Origin of the sequence: Paenibacillus swuensis, assembly GCF_001644605.1 — a bacterium.
Classification (GTDB): Bacteria; Bacillota; Bacilli; order Paenibacillales; family DY6; genus Paenibacillus_N; species Paenibacillus_N swuensis.
In genome coordinates this window covers 4786316-4810610 of the sequence record NZ_CP011388.1, presented here as the reverse complement: position 1 = coordinate 4810610, position 24295 = coordinate 4786316, and the positions used below count along the sequence as shown (strand labels likewise).

General features: G+C 50.0%; 22 protein-coding genes and 1 pseudogene. 12 read left to right on the top strand and 11 right to left on the bottom strand.

From position 1 onward, the window contains the following. Window positions 1–25: 25 nt before the first annotated feature. On the bottom strand, window positions 26–1072 hold the full coding sequence (locus SY83_RS21670; RefSeq protein ID WP_068610351.1) for an HD-GYP domain-containing protein: 1047 nt from the start codon (window positions 1070–1072) through the stop codon (window positions 26–28). An 89-nt stretch (window positions 1073–1161) separates the two neighbouring features. Beyond that, window positions 1162–1853, bottom strand: a pseudogene (locus SY83_RS23705) (molybdenum cofactor biosynthesis protein). A 107-nt stretch (window positions 1854–1960) separates the two neighbouring features. On the opposite strand from SY83_RS23705, the gene moaA reads away from it, so the two are divergent. The 6 genes from moaA to SY83_RS21630 all read left to right on the top strand — a co-directional run bounded on the left by moaA (window position 1961) and on the right by SY83_RS21630 (window position 8832). Next, entirely contained in the window at window positions 1961–2962 is a 1002-nt protein-coding gene (moaA, locus tag SY83_RS21655) for a GTP 3',8-cyclase MoaA (RefSeq protein ID WP_068610346.1), read from the top strand. A 21-nt stretch (window positions 2963–2983) separates the two neighbouring features. After that, window positions 2984–3448 (top strand): molybdopterin-binding protein, encoded by a 465-nt coding sequence (locus SY83_RS21650; protein ID WP_068610344.1) that lies wholly within the window; start codon window positions 2984–2986, stop codon window positions 3446–3448. A 35-nt stretch (window positions 3449–3483) separates the two neighbouring features. Further along, window positions 3484–4929, top strand: coding sequence for a bifunctional metallophosphatase/5'-nucleotidase (locus SY83_RS21645; RefSeq protein ID WP_068610342.1), 1446 nt, complete (start codon window positions 3484–3486; stop codon window positions 4927–4929). A 126-nt stretch (window positions 4930–5055) separates the two neighbouring features. Then, window positions 5056–6165 (top strand): HD-GYP domain-containing protein, encoded by a 1110-nt coding sequence (locus SY83_RS21640; protein WP_331709963.1) that lies wholly within the window; start codon window positions 5056–5058, stop codon window positions 6163–6165. A gap of 180 nt (window positions 6166–6345) precedes the next feature. Beyond that, the gene (gene yfkAB / locus SY83_RS21635) at window positions 6346–7479 is read left to right on the top strand and encodes a radical SAM/CxCxxxxC motif protein YfkAB (RefSeq protein WP_068610338.1); all 1134 of its coding nucleotides are present in this window, start codon (window positions 6346–6348) and stop codon (window positions 7477–7479) included. Window positions 7480–7497: 18 nt separating this feature from the next. Then, window positions 7498–8832 (top strand): hemolysin family protein, encoded by a 1335-nt coding sequence (locus SY83_RS21630; RefSeq protein ID WP_068610335.1) that lies wholly within the window; start codon window positions 7498–7500, stop codon window positions 8830–8832. A gap of 217 nt (window positions 8833–9049) precedes the next feature. On the opposite strand, the gene SY83_RS21625 is transcribed toward SY83_RS21630, so the two are convergent. Genes SY83_RS21625 through SY83_RS21600 form a run of 6 tightly spaced genes read right to left on the bottom strand, consistent with a single transcriptional unit; the run spans window position 9050 to window position 15679 of the window. Further along, window positions 9050–10162: a YheC/YheD family endospore coat-associated protein gene (locus tag SY83_RS21625; RefSeq protein WP_231891322.1), complete on the bottom strand. Its 1113-nt coding sequence runs from the start codon at window positions 10160–10162 to the stop codon at window positions 9050–9052. Between the two features lie 29 nt (window positions 10163–10191). Then, window positions 10192–10665 (bottom strand): N-acetyltransferase, encoded by a 474-nt coding sequence (locus tag SY83_RS21620; protein ID WP_068610330.1) that lies wholly within the window; start codon window positions 10663–10665, stop codon window positions 10192–10194. Between the two features lies 1 nt (window position 10666). Next, a complete protein-coding gene (locus SY83_RS21615; protein ID WP_231891321.1) occupies window positions 10667–11800 on the bottom strand; it encodes a YheC/YheD family endospore coat-associated protein in 1134 nt (377 codons plus the stop codon). Window positions 11801–11802: 2 nt separating this feature from the next. Continuing rightward, window positions 11803–13176, bottom strand: coding sequence for a YheC/YheD family endospore coat-associated protein (locus tag SY83_RS21610; protein ID WP_068610328.1), 1374 nt, complete (start codon window positions 13174–13176; stop codon window positions 11803–11805). Between the two features lie 2 nt (window positions 13177–13178). After that, window positions 13179–14300 carry a YheC/YheD family endospore coat-associated protein gene (locus tag SY83_RS21605; RefSeq protein ID WP_068610326.1) on the bottom strand — a complete coding sequence of 374 codons (1122 nt, stop codon included), beginning with the start codon at window positions 14298–14300 and terminating at the stop codon, window positions 13179–13181. 5 nt (window positions 14301–14305) lie between these two features. After that, on the bottom strand, window positions 14306–15679 hold the full coding sequence (locus tag SY83_RS21600; RefSeq protein ID WP_068610324.1) for a YheC/YheD family endospore coat-associated protein: 1374 nt from the start codon (window positions 15677–15679) through the stop codon (window positions 14306–14308). Between the two features lie 231 nt (window positions 15680–15910). Here SY83_RS21600 and SY83_RS21595 point away from each other — a divergent pair, with 231 nt between their 5' ends. The 3 genes from SY83_RS21595 (at window position 15911) to SY83_RS21585 (ending at window position 18113) form a co-directional block, all read left to right on the top strand. Continuing rightward, window positions 15911–16243, top strand: a complete 333-nt coding sequence (locus SY83_RS21595) for a YlbF/YmcA family competence regulator (RefSeq protein WP_068611288.1) — start codon at window positions 15911–15913, stop codon at window positions 16241–16243. A gap of 98 nt (window positions 16244–16341) precedes the next feature. After that, a complete protein-coding gene (locus SY83_RS21590; RefSeq protein WP_068610322.1) occupies window positions 16342–16602 on the top strand; it encodes a hypothetical protein in 261 nt (86 codons plus the stop codon). A 173-nt stretch (window positions 16603–16775) separates the two neighbouring features. Continuing rightward, window positions 16776–18113, top strand: coding sequence for a DRTGG domain-containing protein (locus tag SY83_RS21585; protein ID WP_068610320.1), 1338 nt, complete (start codon window positions 16776–16778; stop codon window positions 18111–18113). 47 nt (window positions 18114–18160) lie between these two features. Here the strand turns inward: SY83_RS21585 and SY83_RS21580 are convergent, their stop codons facing one another. From SY83_RS21580 to SY83_RS21570, 3 genes are all read right to left on the bottom strand, one after another. After that, entirely contained in the window at window positions 18161–18457 is a 297-nt protein-coding gene (locus SY83_RS21580) for a YtpI family protein (RefSeq protein ID WP_068610318.1), read from the bottom strand. A gap of 72 nt (window positions 18458–18529) precedes the next feature. Further along, a complete protein-coding gene (locus SY83_RS21575; protein WP_068610316.1) occupies window positions 18530–19021 on the bottom strand; it encodes a sporulation membrane protein YtrI in 492 nt (163 codons plus the stop codon). Further along, window positions 19018–19347 (bottom strand): YtrH family sporulation protein, encoded by a 330-nt coding sequence (locus SY83_RS21570; RefSeq protein WP_068610313.1) that lies wholly within the window; start codon window positions 19345–19347, stop codon window positions 19018–19020. The genes SY83_RS21575 and SY83_RS21570 overlap by 4 nt, the downstream gene beginning before the upstream one ends. A gap of 129 nt (window positions 19348–19476) precedes the next feature. On the opposite strand from SY83_RS21570, the gene SY83_RS21565 reads away from it, so the two are divergent. The 3 genes from SY83_RS21565 (at window position 19477) to SY83_RS21555 (ending at window position 24258) form a co-directional block, all read left to right on the top strand. Further along, window positions 19477–23190, top strand: a complete 3714-nt coding sequence (locus tag SY83_RS21565) for a DNA polymerase III subunit alpha (RefSeq protein WP_068610311.1) — start codon at window positions 19477–19479, stop codon at window positions 23188–23190. 132 nt (window positions 23191–23322) lie between these two features. Then, window positions 23323–23823 carry a phosphatidylglycerophosphatase A family protein gene (locus tag SY83_RS21560; protein ID WP_068610309.1) on the top strand — a complete coding sequence of 167 codons (501 nt, stop codon included), beginning with the start codon at window positions 23323–23325 and terminating at the stop codon, window positions 23821–23823. A gap of 243 nt (window positions 23824–24066) precedes the next feature. After that, a complete protein-coding gene (locus SY83_RS21555; RefSeq protein WP_068610307.1) occupies window positions 24067–24258 on the top strand; it encodes a glutamate decarboxylase in 192 nt (63 codons plus the stop codon). Window positions 24259–24295: the final 37 nt, after the last annotated feature.

Below are 24295 nucleotides of genomic sequence, written 5' to 3'. Positions count from 1 at the left end.
TTAAGTACCAGTTCTGCGGTGTTCTTTACATAAAGATCGTATCGATTTCAGCCTCGCTCTGTTTGGATAAATCGCAGAACTGATCTCCGATTTGCAGAAGGGGACTAAAGAAATCATTGGGATTGTTCATTACGATTTCACCGGTTTCGCCGGATTTCAGCATGACTTTTTTGCCTATAAAATTGGGGATCATATTTTTGATAAAGGTCTGAGTAATGACGGGATCCAGTTCACCGAAGCTGCATCGGTTCAATTCTTTCAGCACGGTGAGTAAATCCCTCTTCTCCTGGTAAACTCTTGAGGAGATCATCGCGCTGTATACGTCGGCTACAGCCACAATCCGTGAGTAGAAGTGCAACTCATCACCCTTCTTCCCGTTCGGATATCCTTGACCGTCCATCCGTTCATGATGTTCCAGCGCGACTCTGGAGTAGACAGAACTTCCGATGGAGCGGGAGATAATTTCATGACCGTGGATGGTATGTTGTTTGATTTCCGTATATTCCGTCTCGGTAAGACGTCCGGGTTTATTTAGGATGGACTCATCGATTCTGCATTTCCCGATATCATGCAAGAAACCGGCTTTGCCGACAATCAGCGCTTCTTCTTCCTGCAGTCCCAACCATTTGGCTATGTAATAAGAAATCATGCCCACTTGTACGCTATGTTGATATGTATAGTCATCCTTGCTGTTTAAAGTAAGTAAGAGGGTGACGACATCCGTCTGTTGCTTAAAGTTAATCACAAGCGGTCCGAAGGAAGATTCCATCTGTTCGTGTTCGAATTTACCATCCTGGAAAGCCTGTGCGAATAGGGATTCGATGCCCTGAAGGGCTGATATGTATTCGGAATGCATTGAACTTAAATAAGGATTGTCCAGCTTGTCCGGTTCCAGGTCGTGCAGGGTTGCGCGGGTCAGAATGTCCACGTAATCAATGGAATGAAGATAGAGCTTGGATATTTCTTTAGACTGCAGGACCGTGCCCGAGGAAATAACCATTAACCCGTAACTGTTGTATATATCCTTGTTTAAAGTATCTCCGTTCACCAGCTCCGTAACATGAACTCTCATCGGACCGCCCCGTTTCCGCACTTAATAAAATTATCATATCAGCACATTCTTTTTATTACAATATGTGACACCGTTTGCAGAATGGAATGCTAACTCAGGGGGTTCCAAGGTCCGAGCTGATGACCTTTCCATTCGGAACCGTCTTCCCATATTTCCTTTTTCCAAATAGGAACAATCTGTTTCAATCGCTCAATGGCATAGCGGCTTGCTTCGTAACATGCGTCACGGTGGGGGGCGGAGACGGCAATCACTACGGAGATGTCCTTGATACCAACGGGACCGATCCGGTGCGTAATCGCGCATAAAGCGCCGTCCCAGCGTTCAGCAACTTCTTTGCCAATCTGGCTTAATGTGCTTAATGCCATTGGAATATAGGCCTCGTATTCCAACAGTACGGTGCGCTTTCCATGGGTGTATTCCCGCGTTGAACCTATGAACAACAGGGATGCGCCATGGTCGGGGTGAGCTACTTTAGCTGCCACATCTTGCACCTGTATGGGCGAATCGTTAATGAAATACATCATGTTTAACCTCCCGACACGGGCGGAATGACGGCAATTTCATCCCCCTCATGAATTCGCTGCTCTTGATCGGCGTAAGCCTGATTCACGGCAACAAACGATGAAGCCAGCAGGGAGGCGGCCTGCGGGTATTTCTGCGACAACAGCCGCATAAGTCCTGCGGATGTCAGCTCCGTATCCCGGTCCGTGATTGAAACATCTATAGTTGAAGCTCCGATCTGCTCGGTAAGACCCGCGAATAATTGTATGCGTAATTGCATGATTCGTCCCTCTCTTTTTGGAGTAAATCTGACATAAGCATACCATAATTACCCGCTAAATGTTATGCTATACTGAACTCTATACTTACAAAAAGCGGTGATGAAAGATGAACGAAATGATCGATCGGTTCGGAAGAATTCATAACTATTTAAGGATCTCGGTAACGGATCAATGCAATTTACGTTGCGTCTACTGCATGCCGGAGGAAGGGTTGGATTTTCTCGAATCCGAACATGTGATGAGCTTTGAAGAAATTGAAGCGGTTGTAAAGACGGGTGCTTCTATGGGTATCCGTAAACTGAGGATTACCGGAGGCGAACCGTTAATTCGTAAAGATATTGAGCTGTTAATCGCGAAACTTGCCGCAATACCGGGCATAGATGACATAGCTATGACAACCAACGGCATTCTGCTTGAGAAGAAAGCGGAGGCGCTTAAAGCAGCCGGTTTGAACCGGGTGAACATCTCGCTGGATACGCTTGATCCGTCCAAGTTCAGGATGATTTCCCGAAACGGCGGTTTGGATAAAGTCATTCGGGGCATTGAGGCCGCGGCGCGGGCGGGATTTCATCCGATTAAGATTAATTGCGTGTTGCTAAAGGGTATCAATGAGAATGAAATTGCCAAGTTTCTGGAGCTGTCCTTGAACGAACCGCTTCATGTGCGGTTCATTGAATATATGCCGATCGGTCACGCGGATGAGAATTGGAAGAAGCATTATCTGCCTCTGTCCAGAGTAATGGAAATCGCGGAGGACCAGGGTCACCATTTTGCCAGAATTAATGATTTACAAGGAAACGGCCCTTCCGAGGACTATCAGATTCAAGGGGCTCAAGGCACATTTGGATTAATTCATCCTGTCAGCAATCATTTCTGCGAGCGCTGCAACCGGCTCAGGTTGACGGCGGACGGTAGTCTGAAGCCCTGTTTATATTGGGTAGACGAGCTTAATGTAAGGCCATTGATCGGGGATGAGGAAGCTTTAAAGCAACTGTTCATGAAGGCGTTGGACATCAAGCCTTTAAACCATGAGATGGCCGCCAAGCTGGCGGACGAGAATCAGAGCCATCAGCCGACGGATCGGCGGATGTCACAAATCGGCGGATAATTGAAGGAGGTTTATTAAGCTATGGCCATTCGTGTTCGTGAAGATGGCGGGAAGGATATGACGTGTTCGGTGGAGGATCTTGTCGGGCAAGCGCCGCGTCATATCAATCTGGAAGAGCGGGTACGTAAAGCGCGCGGACGCGCTTTCGATTTAAGGAGCTGGTACGCGGTCTGGGCAGGAGAAGGCCAAGGTGAAGGTGAAGGGGCTGATGGACCGACGCACTTGATTGTGGAAGCCGAGGATGAGTTTCAAGCAATCATTCCATGGCATGAGCTGGATATGGCTTCCATTCTGTACGAGCAAGACGGCAAACCGCTGCAGAAGGGTTTTCCGATCCGTCTTTATGTCCCTAACGGAAGCAGTGCCTGCCTGAATGTAAAGAGTGTTGTGGATATTCGGTTTGCCCGCGACAAGCAATTGGGCGAAGCAGCCACATACGGATACAAGAATGAGGTAACCCTAGAACAATTACGCTATAAAGGCTGATTCAAGGTGTGCTTGCGAAGGGAGTGCCGGTATCTATGCAACGATTGATTGTGCTGCATACGAATGATATACATAGCCACTTCGAACAGATGCCCGGCATTGCCGGCGTGGTGGGTTACTATAAGCAGCATTACGCGCCGGAAGAGCTTCTGGTGCTGGATATCGGGGACCATATGGATCGGTCCCGCGTCGAAACCGAGGGGACGGGCGGAGCCGCAAACATTGAGTTGATGAACCTTACAGGATATGAAGCCGTGACGCTCGGCAACAACGAAGGACTCACGTTTACCCGTGAGGAACTGAGAGAAGCCTACGAAGGGCGAACCCGGTTTCCCGTGCTCTGCGCGAATCTCACAGAGCTTGAAACCGGGCTCCCGCCCGCATGGGTGGAGCCGTACCGCCTGGTCGATAAAGGCGGGATCCGGGTTGCGCTGATCGGCGTAACGGCGGCGTTCTCGCCGTTCTACGAGGCTTTGGGCTGGGCTGTGAGCGATCCGCTGGACACCGTGCGGGAGCTGACGGCCCTGCTTCGCCCGCAGGCGGATCTGATCGTGGTGCTGTCGCATTTGGGCATCCGCGAAGACGAAGAGATGGCCGGGATCATTCCCGGCATCGACTGCATCCTCGGCGCCCATACGCACCACGTACTGGATCCGCCGCTGCGCATCGGCGGCGCCGCCGTCTGCGGCGCGGGCAAGTTCGGGCAGTACGTCGGCAAAGCCGAGTTCTCCTTCGATCGAACGACCCGCCGCGTGTCTTACACGGGCGGGTCGTGCATCGAAGTCGACGGCTTTGCCGGCGCGCCCGAACCGGCCGCCCGCGCAGCGGCGGCCATCGCCGCCGGCCGGGCCCGCGGCGAGGCCGCCTTGGGCGGCGTCGTTGCCGCGCTGGACGTCCCTGTGCCACTGGAGTGGCACAGGGAGTCTCCGCTAGGCAACTTGCTCGCGGCGGGCCTCCGGCGTTGGACGGGCGCCGAAATCGGCCTCGTCAACGCCGGACAGCTGCTGGCCGGGCTGCCGGCGGGCCCGGTCACCGCAGCGACGCTGCACGCGATCTGCCCGGGGCCGATCAACCCGTGCAGCATGCTTCTGAGCGGCCGCGATCTGCGACGGTCGCTCGAGGAATGCCTCCTTCCCGCCTTTACAGGGAAGGAGATCCGGGGTTTCGGCTTCCGCGGGAAGGTGCTCGGCACGCTGGCGGTTTCAGGCCTGACGATCCGTTATAATCCGCGTGGCCCTGAAGGCAACCGTATTACGTCCATTCGCGTAGGAGATGAGCTGTTGAACGAAGACAAGGACTACAAAGTCGGCACCATCGATATGTTCACGTTTCGCATCGGCTATCTGAGCTTAAGTCAGGGGAAGGATTTGCAATTTCAATTGCCGGAATTTCTCAGGGACGTGCTGGCAGCGGAAATTCAGAATCCCCAAGCGCTGCTCGAATCCCATAATCAGAATTTTATACCAATAGATGGGTCTTAACATGCGCTAAACTTCAAAATAAGACCTAAGAACCGTGTCGAAAGATGCGGTTTTTTAGTTGCTTCTTTCCAATGTTTGCTTTACATTTAAATCAAATAAGAAATACTTATAATATGTTTTTTTTGGATGGAGAGACCGGTAATGCGATTAATCCCTATACATAGATGTGAACCCGGTATGAAACTAGGCAGGAAGATTTACAATGAGGAAGGTTTAGTTCTTCTTAGCGAGCAAGTCGAGCTTACAGGAGGACTCATCCGACGGCTGGAACAAATGGGAATCGCCTATATCTATATAGCGGACGCGCGAACAGAGGACGTGACGATTCCGGATTTAATTTCGGATGACACCCGCAGGCGGGTGATGTTTGAAATCCGCAGTAATTTTAAGCGGATCATGGATGAAGCGGGACGTAAGCGGAATGTAGTTCAACCTACGATGGGCAAGGACTTTCGCAATGTGATGCAGGTACTGATTGATGATCTGGGCAGCCATAAGGACGCTATGATTATGCTTACGAATATGAGTATCACAGATCTGTACCTGTATGAACATTCATTAAATGTGTGTATCTATTCCACGATGTTGGGTATGGCGGACGGTTACAACCGGGAGGAACTGATGACGTTGGGTCTCGGTGCGTTGCTCCACGATGTCGGCAAGACGAAGATCCCTGTAGAAATTCTCCACAAACCTCACGCGTTGTCCGAATCCGAATTCGAGACGATGAAGAAGCATGCTGAACTTGGCTTTCGAATACTGAAGGATGAACCTAACATACCTTTGTTATCGGCGCATTGCGCGTTTCAACATCACGAAAGAATGAACGGAACGGGATATCCGCGGGGGATCGGCGGCGAAGATATCCATGACTATGCCAAGTGGATCGGATTGGTTGATTCGTATGACGCCATGATCTCGCACCGGGTCTATCGGAAGGCGATGTTGCCGCATCAAGCGATGGAAATGCTGTATACAGGATCGGGAACGCTATATGAGCAAAGTAAATTAGAAGCGTTTCGGGATAAGGTGGCGCTCTATCCGGTCGGTGTGTCCGTGATGCTGCATAGCGGCGAGAAGGGTGTGGTCGTGGATATCAACTCCTCTTTCCCTCAAAGGCCGATTATCCGTGTTTTGCAAGACGCCGAGGGGCAAGATCTGAAGCAGATGTATGAAATCGATCTCTCCAAAAACTTGAATGTCATGATCGCCCAGGTCAATGATCAATTCGTGTAACAACCTATAGTCTTGCAGCCGAACGCGGTTGCGGGGCTTTTTATTGTGTTCCCAAAAGATACAAATTTCCCTCTTCCTTCCCCCTGCTTGCTTTCATTACCTTCAGAACGATACAATACAAGATAACCGTCTTGGCGAAAGATCGGGCAATATAATGTAAAGTCAGGTGCCTTCCCTATTATGAATAATCCATCATTACTATATCCGACAGCGTGGCCTGTTTCTCCTGAAAATGATCCGTGGGACCCCATCGTTTCCCTCCGCAAATACGGCAAACATGTTCTAACTTCCGTTGAAATGACCATAACCAATCTGTGTAACATGCGCTGTGAGCACTGTGCGGTAGGGGATTCCTTAACGATGCGGGAAGGCGCTAAACTCCCTCTGAAGCTGATCTTGGATAAACTGGATCAAGTGGAGCATTTGGAAACGATCAGTATTACCGGCGGCGAGCCGTCTTATGATAAAACAACCGTAGACCAGTATATTTTACCGATTCTGAAATACGCTAAGGAACGCGGCATTAAATCCCAGCTGAATTCGAATGTCACCCTTGACTATAGCCGGTATGAATCCATGCTGCCTTGGCTCGATGTGATGCATATTTCCTTTAATTATTTAAATGCCGAACACTTCCATGAAGTTGGATTTGCCAACAGCGGGCATGAAGTGAAACTGACAGCCGCTGCGAAGCTTTATGAGCGTATGGTGGAAAATACGACGAAACTGAGCCGTGAGGGTATGTTCGTTTCGGCTGAATCGATGATTAATTACAGAACGCATGATAAGTTAGTCGATATTCACAGGCTGATTCATGAGATGGGCTGTGGGCGGCATGAAGTGCATCCGATGTATCCAAGCTCGTTTGCGGCTGGATTACCCCTGTTGACGCTGGATCAAATCCGTAACGCAGTTGATCGTTTACTGGATGAGCGCCGTCCTGAATTGTGGATGTTATTCGGTACGCTGCCCTTTTTTGCATGCAATCCGTTTCAAGATGATCAAAAATTGCTTAATAAGTTAAAACAAACACCGAACGTAACCGTTCGCAACGATCCGGACGGGCGAAACCGGCTGAACCTGAATCTGTTTAACGGGGATGTATTCGTCACTGATTTCGCGGACATGCCGTCATTCGGCAACATATCCGATGAGAGTCTGGACAGCATATTCGACCGCTGGCTCGCTCACCCGGTAGGTCAGACTGTGGATTGTCATTGCCCTGCCGCGAATTGCTGCGGTCCAAACCTGCTAGTTGCGGATGCCTATTACAAATCGGTGGATTTCAAATCGAGAAAAGCGATCTTCGCTTAAAGTTAGGGGTAATGCGACTTGGAACATTTTGAATGGGGAAAGATTGCGCTAAATTTAAGTTTGGTCCTATTTCTTGTATTACTGAACGGATTTTTTGTGGCTGCGGAATTCTCGTTGGTAAAGGTTCGTCAGTCTCGTTTAACCCAACTGGTGAATGAGGGAAACAAACGCGCGAAGTATGCATTAACGGTGAACAAGAAGCTGGATGCTTATTTATCCGCTACGCAACTTGGGATCACGTTGGCTTCCCTGGGACTGGGTTGGGTAGGGGAACCTGCCATTAATGAATTGATTGTGGAACCGCTGTTCCATAAATTCGGTTTCGATATGACAAGTTCCTGGATGCATACCATCTCCTTTGCCATCGCGTTCCTGGTCATTACCTTCTTACACATCGTCATCGGGGAGCTGGCTCCTAAATCGTTGGCCATTCAGAAGTCTGAATTGACTTCGCTTTGGCTTTCCGGACCGTTAATGTTGTTCTACAAACTGTTCATGCCGGCTATATGGTTTCTGAACGGAGCCGCGAACCGCTTGCTTAAACTTTTCGGTGTGGAGCCTGCAAGCGAGCATGAAGCCGCCCATACGGAGGAAGAAATTCGAATTCTGGTCACACAGAGCGCCAAGACCGGTCATATTGACAAAGATGAGATGAGGCTTGTTGATAATATCTTCGAGTTCAGTGAGCGCCTTGCGCGGGAAGTGATGTTACCGCGAACAGATATGGAATGCTTGTATACCTCGGTTCCATTTGAAGAAAACTTGCGTACGGTTTATGCGACCAAACATACCCGATATCCTGTAGCCCATGAGGACAAGGATGATATTATCGGATTTGTGCACATTACGGATATGCTCACAACGGACTTAACGAGCAATCCCGATATCCGTTCCATGGTTCGTCCCATTCTCAATGTTCCGGAATCCATGGAGATCAGCCAGGTGTTGAAATTAATGCAACGCAAGGCGTCTCAGCTGGCCATTGTTGTGGACGAGTACGGAGGTACCGCCGGAATGTTAACAACCGAGGAAATTCTGGAGGAAATCGTAGGCGAGATTCATGACGAGTTCGATAAAGGCTATCGTCCGAGTATCGAAGTTCTGGATCATATCACTTCGGTAGAAGGGCGCACGCTGCTCGAGGAAGTGAATGATATGTTCGGACTGCATATGGAGGATGAAGAGGTAGACTCCATCGGAGGCTGGATGTTCAAACAGTTGGAGGGTAACTTGGAAGAGAATCGCAAGGTGGAAGTAGGTAATTATGTATTTGAAGCGGCTGAAATGGACCGGTTGAGAATATTGCGTGTCCATATCTATCAGAAGGATAAGAAACCTGTAAAAGACTTATAATCCTGCTGTAACAAGAATGTAATATTTCATTCATGTTCATTTAATATTAAGTGGGTATAGTTATAGCAACCCCCCTTTTAATGATATATAAATTCCTTGACGGCCTGCAGACACGTTCTGCAGGTTTTTTCTTTGTTCAAGTATGTAACCCGACCGGTACCGGCCGGGCCGGCACCTTACATTCTGTCCGCAGGTGATTCGGTCAGGGATCGCTTAATTATTTCATTCCTTTCCGTTTGGCGGAAGCGGCCACTTTAGCCGCCTTCTTCTGACGGTAGAGCCACAGCGCATATTCCATAGGTCGTGAGATGGCCTTGGTGTAGGTGTCGCTCTCACCGATTTGCTTGAATACTTCGCGTGCCGGCTTGGGATTGATCTCAAGCAGCCAGACATGCCCCTCTTTGTCAATGGCCAGGTCTAACGCCAGCTCACACAGCTTGCCGTACTTGTCTTCGACAAAATGGGAAACTTCCAAAGCAAGATCATCCGCGGTTTGCTTAACTTCTCTAATTTTATCTTCGTTGTCGAACCAACGGCCTAACAGATCATCCATCTTCACCGCTTGACCTCCGCCGTGGAGATTGGAGGTGATGCTGCGGTGGGCGCCGATTCGGCCGGCACAACCGGTCACTTCCCAGTTGCCTGTTCCGTTCTTCTGAATAAGCAGGCGGTAATCGTGAACCCGTCCGTCTTTCAGTTTCAACTGAATGCCTTGTTGAATGAGGTAACGACCCGGTAACTGCCAGTTCTTTAATCGTTCGGTAATTTGGCTGCGGGTTACGCGCTGAGGTGTTATAATTTTGCGGTTGTGATCTCTTCCTTGAATCAGATAGATCTGATTTGTCATTCGCTCAATTCGCAGGATGCCCCGTCCCCCGGTGCCGTTCTTCGGCTTCAGATAGACGAGATTGTATCTTCCCAGAAAGTCAGTCACGTCCTTGACCCGCATACATAGCTTGGTCTCGGGCAAGTGAGGACGAATGCGGCTGTTCTTCATCATAATTTCGTAGATGACCCATTTGTTGGAGATCGGACGGTTCAAATAGACCAACTTGGGATAGGTTTTACGAAAATTCTGAAGCTGATGAAACCTCTTATTCGGCTGGTATCTGCATCGGTCGAAAATCAGGGTGGGAAACGAAGTCCACTTCCGGGTCCAGCGCGCTTTGCTTGTATCATAGAATTGAGCGTTAATCAGATTGCGGGAACGATCAATATCTTCCGGTGTAAAGACGAACGAAGCCAGGCCCAGCCCGTTGCCGGCGACGATCATTTTTTGAAACACAGAGCGTTCCTCAATATATTTACGGTTGTTCAGGTACAAGGTCATGATGCCTAGCACAGGTTGAGGCAACGGATTCACCCACTTTGATTCAAATTTGTAGAAGTCACGAAGCTGCCGGGATGGATAAACCGCAGTGTGGGCACACCTGTTGGTCCTGTAAACAGACCCACCGCGGTCAGTCCTGCACGGAAACACATCTTTAAGCTAGGTGTATTATGGACGGCTACGTTGCACGTATAGGCTCCTAAATCGGCAACGTGTCGCGAAATCAGCTGCGGGGCCACCCGGCGTCCCCTGTATTCGGAATGAACAATGACTATAGCGGCAATCTCGCCATATCCCAACACTAGGCTGACTCCGGCAATGTCTCCTTGATCCGACATCAGGAGCAGTTGATTTCCCTTGGAGGAGGAGCTATCGGCTAAAGCGGCTTCAGCCAGGCGCAGAGCGCCCCGTGTGATGCGGCCGTCACCATGCCGTTTGGCAAATTGTTGCACGCCCTTGTTAAACCGGTGATACCGGTCGGGTGTAATTGCGTGAATGCGCACGTTAGCCGCCTCCCGACTTGACCTGCCAATGTTTACTTAGGTGCATACTGTATTGAAATATACGTTCAAGCGATTTTTTGCGAATATGGGGCTCGTCAAACTTCATCGGTTTCGCATTGGCTTCAAAAAACCATATATTCCCTTTTTCATCAACGCCCATATCCATGGACATTTCACCTAGGGAATGTCCCGCGCCTTTCTCCACCTGTCTGGCGATCAGATGCGCGGCATGCTTTGCTTTTACCATGAGTTTCTTGGCGATTTCACTGCCAAAGGATACCGTCAGCAACTTCTCCGGATCATCTATTGAACCGCCGCGCGGAACGTGAGTGGTAATGCTAAGCACCCCCGCCACACGGGCGCCGATGCCCGTCACATCCCACTGTCCTTTGTAGTTTTTCTGCACCAGCAATCTCAGGTCGAACGGACGCTGACTCACGCTTGCCAGCTGAATTCCCTGTTGGGCGATATAATCTTCATCTCCGGTGAAGCGGGACAGCTTGCTCCACAACTTGGAGAGGGTTGTGAACCTATAGGTGTGACTGCCTTTTTCATCCTGCACCGTTAAACGGAAGGGATGCTCCTTGTTCGTCGTTTGTTTGGCTCTCATAATACCTACGCCGGCTTTTCCGCGTTCCGGTTTCAGATAGAGGACGGTGTGTTGCTTAAGCAGCTTGCCGAACTCCGCGGCAGTGGTTAATTTACGAGTTGCGGGAATGTATTTGCGGGTGCTCTTGGATTTCTTCAGCCACTCAAAGAGATGCCATTTATTAAAGAACGCGGGATTGAATATCCGAATATTGGGGTGGCGCAGGCAACTGTCGATCGCTCTTTGACTCTCGGGAAGCAGCTCATCCTTGCGAAAGGGGATACGGTTGTAGACCACATGAGGAAGCGGGAACAGCTGCTGCAGCCATGTCTTGCTTTCCGCGTTGTAAGTAAAACCGATAATGCGTTTGTTGTTAAGCTTTAATTCTTTACATGTCGCCACATAGACGAGGAACCCCAGATCTCTCCCCGTCTTGATCAGATCAATGAAATTGTTGCGATTTCCCCGGAACAGACCGTTGTCATCATCCACGGTAAGAATGGCTAAGACGGGTTTGTGGCTGACGTCGTGCAGGTGAATGTCCACACTTAACCATCCTTTCTTACACGGAACTTGCTTAAATACATGCAATGTTCAAAGATATAAGTCAACGACTGCTTACCCTCACCGCGTAAAGAAGGATGCTTGAAGATGGAGCGTCCCGGTTTAGCGTTGGCCTCGAACATCCAGATTTCCTCGTCTTTATCGACACCGATGTCCAGTCCCAGCTCGCCGATGGTATGCTTATAGTTTCGCTCTATAGCCTCCGCCATCTTGATTGACACTTTCTTCGCTTCCTCCAGCACTTCATCGGATCTTCCGCCGAATACCCGGCTTAGCGCCTGTTCCGGCGTCATCAGCTGTCCGCCGTTCTTTACATGCGTCGTTATGCTGCCCTTACCCGCTTTCTTTGCACCGATGCCCGCTACGACCCATTGATTTTTGCCGTTCTTGTGTAGATGGAAACGGAAGTCGATGGGACAGGAATCGATTTCAATCAGGCGAATCCCTTGCTGCAACACATAATTCTTCATTCGGCTCTTATTGCCGTTGTGCAACATGCGCATGAGGGAGTTGAAATTGCTGAACCGAAGGAGCACGTTCGATCCGCCTCTTCGGAACCGGGCAAAGTAACCTTTCTTGGGATGATACGTCAATCGGTAAATACCGCGGCCTAAAGACCCTCCTGTAGGCTTCAGATAGACAAAAGAGTGCTTTTCCAACTGCTCTTTAATCCGTTCGGGCGTCGGGTTCAGGAAGGACTCTGGCACGTGTTTGTAAGCTTCCTGTTCGCCGTCCAGCATGTTGTAAACTTCCCATTTACTAAAAAAGCTCCAGTTGAAGAAAGCAATTTTACGTTTCACGAATTTTTCTTTGAAGCTCTCCATGGATCCGGAGCCTTCGGCGATTCGGCTAGGCAGGCGATTGTAGACAACGTCCGGCAGGGGAACGGTTTTTCGGGTGAAGCCGTTGCTCTCATTTAGAAAGTAGCCTGTTACCATATCTCGTTGCCAATCAATGTCTCTCGGCGTAAACGCAAAGAAATAAGCTTTGTTGTGGCCCGCCTTCAGCAGCTGTTTGATGAAGCCGGTACGACCGCTGAAAGGCAATGCGCCGCTCCGGCCGGTACCGTCGGTTAAAATGCCGATGAGCGGACCGATGTGCACTTCATCTGTGTTACTCAGCACCATGATGTTGCCTGATTTCGGTACGCGTATCGTGTTCCTGATGCCGGAAGGAAGATATAGATGATTTCCTTTCCGTTTAATCGTTCGCACCGTGGCCTGAATGGACTCTTTGCCTAAGCGGAAGGAAACGGATTTCCGTCCTCCCAGGTTAAGCTGTTTCAACAAAGCGCCGGAAACATAGATCGCTTTGTCGGTTTGCGCGGTAAAGTGTACGTTGCAATTGGTTATGCTCATGGTTATCCTCCTAGTTGCCGATCCAAAAGATACCGGGCGTATTGTATGGGATACTTGACGGAATTTTTACGTGCGTTCAGGTCGTTCAATTGAGTGAAAACGGATCTGCCCGGTTTAGAATTAACTTCCAATATCCATACACGGCCTTGGGTATCCACCCCGAGGTCGATACCCAGCTCAGCAAGCCTTCCGTGTTGTTGTTCCAGGGCTTCGGGAATCGTAGAAGAGAGATGGTTTAGCACAGTCAGAATCGTATCGGCTTGTTCCTGGTCGAATTGGTTACTCAGGAAGGGAATAACCTCTTCCGCGTGACCCCCTCCGGCCAAATTGGAGGTTATACTGCCCTGCTTTCCTTTGCGGACCGCCATGCCTGTCGTTCGCCAATTCCCTCCGCCGTCTTTTTGCACCAAAGAACGAATGTCATAAGGTTCCCCTTCGGTTGTAGTCAATTTAAGGTATTCCTGGATGAGATAACGCCGGGTGCCCATAAAGCGTCTCACCCATTGAAGCATTGTTTGTTCATTCCGAAATGTAATGTGAAAAGGTGAATTTTGTGGATTCCTGCCCTTAAGTTCAAACGTACTCTCAGCCTTCTTGATCAGGTGCATAACACCCTTACCGTGACTTCCCGCATGGGGCTTGAGGAATGCTTCTCCATGCGTGTTCAGGAACGAGCTAAGTCCTCGGGAGGTTTGATACAGTTCCGTATAAGGGAGATGAGGCAGCATGTTCTCATGATTGTGCAGCGCCTGTTGCACATCCCACTTCCCTTTCAAGCCATATCCCATGAATCGGATTCCCTTCAGCTTTCTTAGCTTGCTGATCAACGGAGCATGAAGGTCGTACCTCATCTTATTCGCGTAGTAGCAACGATCGTAGAGCACATTGGGCAGAGGGAACACACTTTTTTCCCAGGCGGTAATCTTGCCGTTATACGTATACCCCACGGTACGGTTGTTTTCAAAACGCACCCATTCCGGTGAGAAAATATAGACAGTCATCCCTAAGCTGTGCCCAAGGAGACAAAGCTTTCGAAAGTAATCGCGCTCGGGAAATGGCAGAGCGCCTCCGCGTTCACAGATCATGATGCCGACATAACGCGGTTGATGAGGTTTACGTAGCATCGGTTTCACCTCGTAAAACCGGTCAGATAGCGGGCGTATTGGACCATACGCCGGACAGAGGGCCGGATTTTTGTATCGTTAAGTTGGGTGTTATCATTTTTGGAAGGCTTGGAGTTAACTTCCAGCAACCAAACTTTACCGGTGACATCCACGGCCAGATCGATACCTAATTCTCCGAAATGGGCCGGGATCTGGGCATCCACGCCTGCTGCGATGTCTAACGCGGCTTTGTGCATCTTGTTATAAAGATCACTGCGGTTCGAAGGGGTTAAATTCGATTTAGCCACCGCTTCTTTCACCGTGCTGAGCGTTCCGCCTCGGGCGATATTGGAGACAAAGTGGTGACTTCCGGCAATTCGGGCTACGACAGAGGTGATCTCCCATTTTCCCTCGAGATTTTTCTGTACGAGTGCGCGGAAATCCACAGGACGCTTGCCTACCTCCATAAGATGCAAACCTTGTTGGATTTGGTACCGCGTTGTTTTCATTTTGCCGGAGATGGCTGTAAAGAGGTTTAACAGTTTCGGAAAGTTCTGTTTACGAGCACCGTTTACATTGGTAAAATGGCATTGATATGAATTGTCGCTCATTTTGGTTATGCGGATAATGCCTTTACCCAGACTGCCTCGTATAGGCTTAAGGAACACGACACTATGCTTGCTGCACATCGATTTGAGCATTGTGAAATTTTTGAAGAGATAGGATTCCGGAAGATATTTCAACAAGGTATGATCATGCTGCAAAGCCTGAAACACTTCGGTTTTATTCAGAAATTTCTCGTTAAACACACTGGTGTTATGACGCTGTTTTACTTCCCTCATGAAATGTTGTACGCTGGGTTTATTCTCCAGTTTTCGGGTCGTTAAACGATTATGCAACACATCCGGCGATGGGAAAGCCGTCTTATACCAGCTGTCGGAATAACTCCAGCCCTGCACATAATTTGTATTGAATCCGACTTCATTCGGCGTGAAGAAGTAAACCAACGCCCCCTGACTCTGGCACGCGTCTACCAGTTCCTTGGCGAACGAAGTGATGGTACCGAAGGGCTTATCGGGGAATTGCGAATAAGATCGGCTGACCAGCACTCCAATGAGCGGTCCCAAGATGAGGGAATGGGAAGAAGCTTTATACTGCATCCTTAATTGAACGGTGGTTTGCAGCCCCATCTTGCGGGCTGTGGATTCCTGCAAACGGATGCCGTCGCCTTTTACCATGGATACCATCTTTACCTGCATCCGAAATGCGCCAAACTGAAGGGTAACCGGCTGGTTGGCGGACATCTTGAATTTCTTCAGCAACGTGTCACTGACCCAGATGACCGATTCGTCGTGTATGCTGGAGCCAAGCACCTGTACTGTGATTTTGGAGCTTTGCATGCGTGATCTCCTTCCCAGCATCAACTTTCAATACATCATCATATGAGGACACTAATCTAGTGGTGCTTGTAACATCCCAGAACTCGAAAGCGGTTCATAAGCCGGTATCCGCATTTCCGACGAATTCGCAAACCCGCGCCGCTTATAGGCGTATTGCAGTTTTCGTTAGCATAGAGAGAACGGAAAAAGCTAAAGGTTGGGTACGCCCAAATTTGAGAGAGGATGAGAATGATGAATGTGTATGACAAAGCTTACGAACTGACCAAAGCCATTAAAGAAAGCAATGAGTATGCGGACTGTAAGGCTGCGGCGCTTGCAATTCAAGCGGATGAGGAAGGCAAGCGGATGCTCGATGATTTCCGGAGCCAGCAATTGGAGTTACAGCAGAGGCTGATGAACGGGGAATCCCCATCGAGTGACGAGATGGACCGGATGCAGAAAAGGTTTGAAATTTTGAACATGAATCCCAACATTCAACGGATATTCGAGGCCGAGAGACGATTAGGGGTTATTGTGGAGGATGTAAACCGAATTATTATGGAACCGTTGAAGGACGTTCTATAGCAGAGAATATAAACTCAGGCAGCGCAGGTTTGTCTCATATTTTACGCTCCGTTACCATAGGCTGATAGTAAACTAGTCTTAGCAAAGGAGTTGGATCTATGAAAGGCGCTAGAAGAGTATTGTATCTGGGGTTGGCGCTGGGTCTGCTGATGTTCGCGGTTCCCCGCTTGGAGAATGGATATGGACTGACATTGCCAACCTTGTTCAGCTGTATATGGATTTGCTTTTCTTTACTGATCATCGCGTCTCAGTTGCATTTTCTGCTGGGTGTGGATGAGGAGCAGCGTAAAGAGCTTGCGCGGATCAAACGGGCTAAAAGAGCCGGCCGGGAACGTCTGCTGCGCCGTTATATGAACTGAATACCGTCTTCCCTTCAATACACATCACAACCGCCCCGGTCTTCGGACAGGGAGCGGTTTTCTTTAGATGTACAGCTCTTTTGTGAAATACGTACATTTGTTCTTTTTTGCATTTGGCAGTATAATATGTTTATTACAGATTAATACAGTTAACGGTAGAAAGGGTAATACAGATGGACGGTTTGACGAACGGAACACAAACCAAGCACGAGCAACTGATGAAATACATTGAGAATCTCAAAGTCGGGACCAAGATTTCGGTTCGAACGATGGCTAAAGATATGCAAGTGAGCGAAGGTACCGCCTATCGAGCGCTGAAAGAAGCCGAGGCGACGGGACTGCTGAGCACGAAGGAAAGAATAGGCACGGTCCGGATCGAGAAGAAGCAACGCAACAATATCGACAAGCTTACGTTTGCCGAAGTAGCGAATATTGTGGACGGTTCCATTCTCGGAGGGGCACAGGGGCTCGATAAGACGCTGGGGAAATTCGTTATAGGCGCGATGGAGCTGGATGCGATGATGCGATATATTGACGCGGGGTCTCTGCTTATTATCGGGAATCGACAGAAAGCCCATAGTGTCGCCCTTGAGCAAGGGGCCGCCGTCTTGATTACCGGGGGGTTTGACACCAGCCGGGAGGTTAAGGAATTAGCCGATGAGCTGTGTCTCCCTATTATTTCTTCCAGCTATGATACCTATACAGTAGCTTCCATGATTAACAGGGCGATTGACGATCGTCTGATCAAGAAGAAAATCATGCTGATCGAGGACATTGTTTCCCTGAGATCCAAAGTCATAGCCGCCAAGAGCTATAACACGGTCGAAGAGTTGCGGAGGATGGTCGACGAAACGACCCACAGCCGCTTTCCCGTCGTAGATGAGTGGAACCGGGTCATCGGGGTAGTCACGTCCAAGGATGTGGTAGGGGAATCGCCGGACCAATCCATTGATAAATTAATGACGCGTAATCCGGCAACTTTGTCGCTGGATACGTCGGTAGCTTCCGCGGCGCATTTAATGGTTTGGGAAGGGATTGAGTTGATTCCCATCGTGGATACATCGCGCAAGCTGCTTGGCGTAATATCCCGCAAGGATGTATTGAAGGCGATGCAATATGCCCAGAAGCAACCCCAGATCGGTGAAACTTTCCAAGACCTGATCTGGACAGGTTTTGACGAACGCCGGGAGGAGGACGGTACCCTTACTTTTACGGGCATCATAACCCCCCAAATGACGAATCATCTGGGCACGGTATCAGAAGGGGTGCTGACCACATTAATGACGAAGGCGGCCTATCGTGTCATCCGTGATCACCGTAAGCATGACGCGGTTTTGGAGAACATGACCTCTTATTTCCTGCGTCCCTTGCAGATTGACGCGGAAATCGAAATTCGTCCCAAACTGTTCGAAATGAGCAGGAAATTCGGTAAGCTCGATATTGAAATTTATCATGCGGGAGGCCTGGTGGCCAAATCGCTGATTACGGCGCAAACCTTGGATCACGACTAAACGCGAAAAGGAGCCCAGCCACATCAATCGTGGTGAGAGCTCCTTGATTACCGACTTATTTTGCCGAAATAACTATGGTTCCGAAGTCCGGCAAACAGATTAAACACGCCAATGAGCAGAAACAGCACGCCTATAATGACCCGGAGCGAGCTTCCTTGGAAGAAGAACAATTGCATGACAGCGATCAGGATCAGCATCGCTCCCATCGAAATGTTCGTTCTTGCGGCATATATGCCCTTCCGTGCTCCGTCCGTTTCGCGGCGGGATTTGAAGCTGTTATACACGGAGAAGAGTGAAGTGGCCAGGATCAACAGGATAAATACGTAATAAATGGATTGAATCATAACGGGGTATGAGCTCCTTTGCATATACATTCGCAATAATAAGTTTAACTGTACTCATTTCCGCCAAGAAAATCAATTTCGGATATGCCGGTCCACTGAAATCCAGATGTGCAATACTTTATCAACAAGCAGCATGGTTTTCACCGCAATCGTATAATCATTTCCATCCACCGTGTATCTTTTCTTATTTAACAGCAGTCGGGCGATCTTCGCGTCTCGGTCAATATCATAAATGGAATTGCCTTTTAGGATACTGAGTTCCTTTTGCAGCGAATTTTTAATTTGTTCCTGAGCGATCTGTTTCACTTCGTTATCCGCCGGATTTTTTTCAATGCGTACCATAATTTTGGAGATGACTTGTTTATTTTTATAGGTTTCCGAAACTTTAGCTTCATCTTGAAGCTCTTCAATCTGTTCTTTGTATTCCCGGTTGGATTTCAACACCTTCTCCATCTGCAAATGGAAAACGGAATTGAAGAGAGCGCAGCCCACAACGAGGCCGCACAGGAATATGCCGGCAATCTGTGCCAGATGGGCAAACCTCTCCATGGACGGAACTCTCATGATTTCATTCCGCCGCGGCAGATCCAGTGGATGAGATCCGTACCCATTTGAGCGCCGGCAAACGCGCTCACAATAAACAGAATCTGCTTGATGGCGGGGGAGAGGTGACCTTCCACGAAATTGGTCTCAATGACCTTAAGCGGATCAATGGTGCCGCCCACGGCGGCGACAATAGCCCATATTTTGATTTTGTCCGCGATGGTGAACATCATGGAAGCGGGCGGTTGAAGCGTGATGACCGCGCAGATGCCGCCGAGTAAAGAACCGCCCAGCACCACGCCGAACGCGACAAAGAAATCAAAGAACACCTTGGTTATAAAGTTCATGAGAAGGCCTCCGTGAACGAATGGTATGGATGAAGAATGAAGAGGGTTGTCCCTATCCCTAATGTATGGGATGAACCCTCCCGAATATGATAATAGTTTTCCACAACGAGAGATAAGGAGGGAAAGGGCATGAACGAGTTTGTACATTTGCACGTTCACAGTGAATATAGTTTGCTGGACGGCGCGGCCAGAATTGAAGATTTAGCGGAAACGGCAGCCAGAAACGGGATGAAAGCCCTGGCATTGACCGACCACGGCGTCATGTACGGAGCGATTCCATTCTATAAAGCTTGTGTTAAACGGGGAATTAAACCGATTATCGGCTGTGAAGTGTATTTAACAACGGGGCCGCTGAAAGAGAAAGGCGCGCGCAAGGACAATCCGATCTATCATTTAATTCTGCTGGCCAAGAATGAACAGGGCTATCGAAATCTGATGAAAATCTGTTCCGTTGCACAACTTGAAGGCTTTCATTACAAACCGCGCATTGATTTGGAGCACCTGGCTGCATATGCGGAAGGTATCGTATGTCTTAGCGCATGTCTGGGAGGAGAAATATCCCGGCACTTGCAGCACGACCGCCAAGAAGAAGCCCTGAAAGCCGCCCTCCGCTACAGAGACATGTTCGGTGAAGACTTCTACCTGGAGCTGCAGGACCACGGTTTAATCGAACAGAAGAAGGTTAACGCCGCCATGATCGAGCTCAGCCGGGAAACGGGTATTCCCATGGCGGTGACGAATGATATTCATTACATTACGGAGCCGGACCATAAGGTGCAAGACGTGTTGCTGTGTATCGGGACAGGCAAAACCGTTGATGATCAAGAGCGCTTTAAGTTCTCGACGGACCAGTTGTATTTCAAAAATAGTGAAGAAATGTCCAAACTTTTTCGGCACGTGCCAGAAGCTGTGGTCAATACGTCACGGATTGCCGATAAGTGTAATCTGGAGCTTACGTTCGGAACATCGATTCTCCCCGCCTTTGAACCCATTCCCGATGGATTCGACAGCGAAAGTTATTTAAAGACATTGTGCGAATCGGGGCTGGAGGCGCGTTTCGGCAAACAGCAAAGCTGGAAAGATGCGGAATTTCGCGAATCCGTGACGGGCAGACTGAGCTATGAATTAAATGTGATTCAAACGATGGGATTCTCCGATTATTTCCTGATCGTTTGGGATTTCATCCGCTACGCTCATGATAACGGCATTGCCACCGGACCGGGAAGGGGCTCGTCAGCCGGCAGTTTGGTAGCCTATGTGCTCCGGATTACCGATGTGGATCCGATCCGGTATAAGCTGTTGTTTGAGCGTTTCTTAAATCCCGAGCGGATTTCCATGCCGGATATCGATATTGACTTCAGTGATGAACGACGCGACGAGGTTATAGATTATGTGGCGCGTAAATATGGCTCCGACCGGGTTGCCCAGATTATTACCTTCGGAACGATGGCTGCTAAAGCCGCGGTTCGCGATGTCGGACGGGTGTTAAATCTGCCGTATCATGAAGTAGACCGCGCCGCGAAGATGATTCCGAACATGCTGGGGATCACGATCGAGAAAGCGCTGGAACTGAACCCGGAGCTGAAGAAGCTTACGGAAACCCAGCCGAAAACAGCGGAGCTCATCCAGATGGCGCGTAAAGTGGAAGGCATGCCCCGGCATGCTTCGACCCATGCGGCAGGCGTTATTATTTCCCGTGACCCGCTGACCCATTATGTTCCTCTGCAAGCGGGGACGGAGCATTCGGCGCTGACTCAATATTCCATGGAACACCTGGAATCGATCGGACTTCTGAAGATGGACTTTCTGGGGCTCCGGACGTTGTCCATTATTGAGAGAACGTTGCATTGGGTGAAGGTGCAATTCGGCAAGGACATCGATTTCCATGCGATTCCGGATGACGACCCGCGGACTTACGAAATGTTAAGCCGCGGTGACACAACGGGCATCTTTCAACTGGAATCCGCAGGGATGAGGCGCGTGCTCAAGGACCTCAAGCCCTCGACGTTCGAGGATATTGTGTCGGTGCTGGCCTTGTACCGTCCGGGTCCGATGGAATTTATTCCGAAATATATCAGCGGCAAGCATGGTCAGATCCAGGTTGAGTACCCGCATCCCTCTCTGGAGCCGATTCTGTCCGACACCTATGGCATCATTGTTTACCAGGAGCAGATCATGCAGATTGCCTCAGCCATGGCCGGATTCTCTCTCGGCGAAGCGGATTTGCTGCGGCGCGCCGTCTCGAAGAAGAAGCGGGAAGTGTTGGACGAGCAACGCGCGCATTTCGTCCAAGGGAGCTTGAAGGAAGGCTACCCGGAAGACGACGCGAATAAGGTCTATGACATGATTGTCCGCTTTGCGGATTACGGGTTTCCCCGGGCTCATGCCGCGGCATATGGTGTCCTCGCGTTCCAGACGGCTTATCTCAAAGCCCATTATCCGGTGCAATTTATGGCATCCATGCTCACGGCTGTCATGGGAAATCACCGCAAAGTGGCGGAATATATTGATGACTGCCGCCGCATGGGCATCGATATTCTTCCCCCGGATGTGAACAGCAGCGAAGTGCTGTTTACGCCGCAGGCGAGAGGGACGGACAGGAATGCGATCGGGAACGCGGTAGAGCGGGCTGCGCCAACAGAACCGGCAGTTAAGGAGCCCCTTGCAGAAGAAGTGCTTATAGAAACCGTTTCCCCACTGGGAGGCATTCGTTTCGGACTGGCCGCCATCAAGAATGTGGGTACGCAAGCCATAGAAACGATCATTAAAGAACGTAAGGAGTCGGTCTATGCCGACTTACTGGATTTCTGCCGCAAGGTGGACCTTCGCGTCTGTAACAAGCGGGTAATTGAATCCCTCATTCAGGGGGGCGCATTTGATTCCATGCAAGGGCATCGGGCGCAGTTAATCGCTATGCTGGACGAGACGCTGGATGCGGCCGTCAAGTGGAAGAAGGAGCGGGATGATCTTCAACTTCAGTTGTTTGGCTTCGTGGAGGCGGTAAACTGGACGATCGAATATCCGGAGATTAAGCCCTACTCCCATCTTCAACAGCTGGAACTAGAACGCGAGTTGCTCGGGTTGTTCATCTCCGGCCATCCGCTGGACAGCTATGAAGATCTGCTCCGCAAGGCTGAAACCGATCGCATTCTGGAGTTGCCGGAGCTTCCGGACGGACGGGAAGTGTGGGTCGCGGGGATGATCGTCTCCCAACGCAACATCGTTACGAAGAAAGGCCAGAGTATGGCCTTTCTGGAATTGGAGGACCGCGTCGACAAGCTGGAAGCGGTACTCTTTCCCGAGACGTGGAAGCGGTATGGTTCGCTGGTCCACAAAGGCGCTCTGGTCCTCGTCCGTGCGAAGCTGCAGCACCAGGACGAGGACATCAAGCTGCTCGCGGACGAGCTGATCCCGCTCGACAGCCCCGAGCTGCCCGCGCGTTTGCGGGCGATGAAGCGCCCCGGCGCCTCATCGCCCCGCGCGGGCGCTGGCGCGCGGCCGGCCGGCCAAGCTGCCGCCCGCGCACCCGGGCCGGCTGCGCCGGCCGCTCCGCCCGCGGAGCGCGAGCAGCCGACCGCGCCCCCGGCGCAGTCGGCTCCCGCCGCCAAGCGGCAGAGCCAGAAGGTCTTCGTGCGGATCGCCGAAGACCGGGAGACGCCGGCGGTGCTGAGCCGGCTGAAGGCGCTGCTGCAGCGGCATGCGGGGCCGCTGCAGACCGTGCTGTTCTACGAGCGCGAGGGGAAGCTTCTCGCGCTCAACGAACAGCACAACGTGAAGCCCTCACCCGAACTGTTCGGGGGCATTGCCGAGATTCTTGGACCCGACGCGGTCCGGGTCAAATAATCCTATCTTTGAAAGCCGTGCTTTCTCTCTTAACGAATGAGAGAGCATGGCCTTTTTTTCATAGAAAAAATATGAACATTTACAACCTCCTTTGCATATGTTTAGTTACAGTCCCTATCAGGAGGAATGCGAATGTCTCACACAACCATCGTACGCATGTTGAAAGCCCGCGGGGTTTCGGTTGAGTCCATAGCCGAAATCGTGTACAAGCTGCAGAAGCCTTACAACGCCTTTTTATCCAATGAAGCTTGCGTAGAGAGTGTCATGGCTGTACTGAACAAAAGAGAAGTGCAATACGTGCTTTACACGGGAATCGCACTGGATGAGCTGGCGGAGAAGAAGTTGCTGCCGCAGCCGTTGCAAGCCATAATGGAGGCCGATGAGTCGCTTTACGGAGTGGATGAAACGCTGGCGCTCGGCATTACGAATGTGTACGGGATGATCGGGCTCACCTCCTTCGGTTATCTCGATAAGGAGAAAATCGGAATTATTAAGGAATTAAACGATAATAAATCAGGGATCCATGTGTTTCTGGACGATCTGGTAGCGGGCCTCGCGGCGGCCGCTTCCGCCCGAATCGCCCATAAAAATCAGAATGCCGTCCGGTACTCAGATTTACTGCCGGAGGCTTAACAGAGGCTGAATTTCCAGCCTTTTCTTTTCTTTTTAGCGAATCTACCGCATTGCTATAGAAAGAAGAGATATGGTATCATGAGTCTATTGTGTGGACTTTTTACGACTAAAGTAGAGCGACAGTCGTTTCGCCTTGGTTAAATGAACACGGTCTTCTTGCTCTGTGGAGAAAGGCTGTGTTATACATAAGTTCATCGTCAACCGGATGTGTTAAGTGTTATAGCAAGCAGGGGAGGTTCCTTCATGTGGACGGTCATATATATTGCGCCAACCGCCAGAATTGCAGAGATCATAAAGCATAAATTGACCGAAGAAGGTTTTCTCGTAGGCGTCCGGGGTACCCATCTTTCCAAGAATCAATTCGAAATTGTCGTTCCCGAAGGTGAAGTTGAAGAAGTTCAAGAGGTATTGAACGGCATTCTTAACCCCAGATAGAATTACGGGCTTTTTTTGCAAAATCCAAAATTGCCTT